At 65.7% G+C, this 201-nt stretch carries 1 protein-coding gene; it reads left to right on the top strand.

Annotated features, from left to right (window positions below; all coding sequences use genetic code 11):
* A partial coding sequence (locus AO716_RS17890; RefSeq protein WP_152969865.1) for a helix-turn-helix domain-containing protein occupies window positions 1-201 on the top strand: 201 nt, incomplete at both ends.

The following is a 201-nucleotide window of genomic DNA, read 5'->3' as shown; positions in this document are numbered from 1 at the left end:
TGTGGGTTACGGGCTGGCAGGAGTCAGGCCGAGATCGGGCGGCTGATCGGCCGGGACCGCTCGGTGATCTGCCGGGAAATCAAACGCAACCTCAATGCCAGCGGTGTTTACCACGCCAGGATGGCGCACTCTCGTGCCCGGGTCCGAGCGGACCGGCCAAAACCATTCAAGCTCCACGGCAACCCCCTGCTTTGCGCCCGG

It is taken from the genome of Arthrobacter sp. Edens01 (assembly GCF_001307035.1).
In the GTDB taxonomy this organism is placed as follows: Bacteria; Actinomycetota; Actinomycetes; order Actinomycetales; family Micrococcaceae; genus Arthrobacter_B.
This window is presented reverse-complemented; position numbering and strand designations above follow the sequence as displayed.